Genomic DNA, 3,203 nt, shown 5'->3' on the forward strand with positions numbered 1-3,203 from the left:
GCTTCCAGATCCGGCCTATCAACCCAGTCGTCTACTGGGAGCCTTACCCTCTCAAGGAGGTGGGAATACTCATCTCGAAGCAGGCTTCCCGCTTAGATGCTTTCAGCGGTTATCCCTCCCGAACGTAGCCAACCAGCCATGCCCTTGGCAGGACAACTGGCACACCAGAGGTTCGTCCGTCCCGGTCCTCTCGTACTAGGGACAGCCCTTCTCAATATTCCTACGCGCACAGCGGATAGGGACCGAACTGTCTCACGACGTTCTAAACCCAGCTCGCGTACCGCTTTAATGGGCGAACAGCCCAACCCTTGGGACCGACTCCAGCCCCAGGATGCGACGAGCCGACATCGAGGTGCCAAACCATCCCGTCGATATGGACTCTTGGGGAAGATCAGCCTGTTATCCCCGGGGTACCTTTTATCCGTTGAGCGACGGCGCTTCCACAAGCCACCGCCGGATCACTAGTCCCGACTTTCGTCCCTGCTCGACCCGTCGGTCTCACAGTCAAGCTCCCTTGTGCACTTACACTCAACACCTGATTGCCAACCAGGCTGAGGGAACCTTTGGGCGCCTCCGTTACTCTTTAGGAGGCAACCGCCCCAGTTAAACTACCCATCAGACACTGTCCCTGATCCGGATCACGGACCCAGGTTAGACATCCAGCACGACCAGACTGGTATTTCAACGACGACTCCACCCACACTGGCGTGTGAACTTCAAAGTCTCCCAGCTATCCTACACAAGCCGAACCGAACACCAATATCAAACTGTAGTAAAGGTCCCGGGGTCTTTCCGTCCTGCTGCGCGAAACGAGCATCTTTACTCGTAGTGCAATTTCACCGGGCCTATGGTTGAGACAGTCGAGAAGTCGTTACGCCATTCGTGCAGGTCGGAACTTACCCGACAAGGAATTTCGCTACCTTAGGATGGTTATAGTTACCACCGCCGTTTACTGGCGCTTAAGTTCTCAGCTTCGCCACAACGAATTGTGACTAACCGGTCCCCTTAACGTTCCAGCACCGGGCAGGCGTCAGTCCGTATACATCGCCTTACGGCTTCGCACGGACCTGTGTTTTTAGTAAACAGTCGCTTCTCGCTGGTCTCTGCGGCCACCCCCAGCTCAGGAAGTAAATTCCCTCACCAGGCGTGGCCCCCCTTCTCCCGAAGTTACGGGGGCATTTTGCCGAGTTCCTTAACCATAGTTCACCCGAACGCCTCGGTATTCTCTACCTGACCACCTGAGTCGGTTTAGGGTACGGGCCGCCATGAAACTCGCTAGAGGCTTTTCTCGACAGCATAGGATCATCCACTTCACCACAATCGGCTCGGCATCAGGTCTCAGACTATTGCCAGGCGGATTTACCTACCTGACGTCCTACACCCTTACCCCGGGACAACCACCGCCCGGGATGGACTACCTTCCTGCGTCACCCCATCACTCACCTACTACCAACTTGGGTCACCGGCTCCACCACTTTCCTTTCCCCGAAGGGTCCGGAACGGCTTCACGGGCTTAGCATCACTGGATTCAATGTTTGACGCTTCACAGCGGGTACCGGAATATCAACCGGTTATCCATCGACTACGCCTGTCGGCCTCGCCTTAGGTCCCGACTTACCCTGGGCAGATCAGCTTGACCCAGGAACCCTTAGTCAATCGGCGCACACGTTTCTCACGTGTGTATCGCTACTCATGCCTGCATTCTCACTCGTGAACCGTCCACAACTACCTTCCGGTGCTGCTTCACCCGGCACACGACGCTCCCCTACCCATCACAGCCGGCGTTGGCCGTATTGCTGCAATGACACGACTTCGGCGGTACGCTTGAGCCCCGCTACATTGTCGGCGCGGAATCACTAGACCAGTGAGCTATTACGCACTCTTTCAAGGGTGGCTGCTTCTAAGCCAACCTCCTGGTTGTCTGTGCGACTCCACATCCTTTCCCACTTAGCGTACGCTTAGGGGCCTTAGTCGATGCTCTGGGCTGTTTCCCTCTCGACCATGGAGCTTATCCCCCACAGTCTCACTGCCGCGCTCTCACTTACCGGCATTCGGAGTTTGGCTAAGGTCAGTAACCCGGTAGGGCCCATCGCCTATCCAGTGCTCTACCTCCGGCAAGAAACACACGACGCTGCACCTAAATGCATTTCGGGGAGAACCAGCTATCACGGAGTTTGATTGGCCTTTCACCCCTAACCACAGGTCATCCCCCAGGTTTTCAACCCTGGTGGGTTCGGTCCTCCACGAAGTCTTACCTCCGCTTCAACCTGCCCATGGCTAGATCACTCCGCTTCGGGTCTTGAGCGTGCTACTAAAACGCCCTGTTCGGACTCGCTTTCGCTACGGCTACCCCACCCGGGTTAACCTCGCAACACACCGCAAACTCGCAGGCTCATTCTTCAAAAGGCACGCAGTCACGAGGCAAGCACAAGTGCTTGCCCGACGCTCCCACGGCTTGTAGGCACACGGTTTCAGGTACTATTTCACTCCGCTCCCGCGGTACTTTTCACCATTCCCTCACGGTACTATCCGCTATCGGTCACCAGGGAATATTTAGGCTTAGCGGGTGGTCCCGCCAGATTCACACGGGATTTCTCGGGCCCCGTGCTACTTGGGTGTCTCTCAAACGAGCCGTTGACGTTTCGACTACGGGGGTCTTACCCTCTACGCCGGACCTTTCGCATGTCCTTCGCCTACATCAACGGTTTCTGACTCGTCCTGTCGCCGGCAGACGACAGAAGAGAGATCCCACAACCCCGTATACGCAACCCCTGCCGGGTCTCACACGCATACGGTTTGGCCTCATCCGGTTTCGCTCGCCACTACTCCCGGAATCACGGTTGTTTTCTCTTCCTGCGGGTACTGAGATGTTTCACTTCCCCGCGTTCCCTCCACACTGCCTATGTGTTCAGCAGCGGGTGACAGCCCATGACGACTGCCGGGTTTCCCCATTCGGAAACCCCCGGATCAAAGCCTGGTTGACGACTCCCCGGGGACTATCGTGGCCTCCCACGTCCTTCATCGGTTCCTGGTGCCAAGGCATCCACCGTGCGCCCTTAAAAACTTGGCCACAGATGCTCGCGTCCACTGTGCAGTTCTCAAACAACGACCAGCCACCCATCACCCCCGGCAACAACCGGAGTTCACTGGGGCCGGCATCCTGAGGGTTCATTCCCTCAGACACCCAACAGCGTGCCCGGCCA

General features: G+C 56.9%; 1 rRNA gene. It reads right to left on the reverse strand.

From position 1 onward, the window contains the following. Nucleotides 1-3,070, reverse strand: a 23S ribosomal RNA gene (locus ACFYWX_RS47660); the annotation flags it as partial. Nucleotides 3,071-3,203: the final 133 nt, after the last annotated feature.

Source organism: Streptomyces sp. NPDC002888, from assembly GCF_042888465.1.
Classification (GTDB): Bacteria; Actinomycetota; Actinomycetes; order Streptomycetales; family Streptomycetaceae; genus Streptomyces.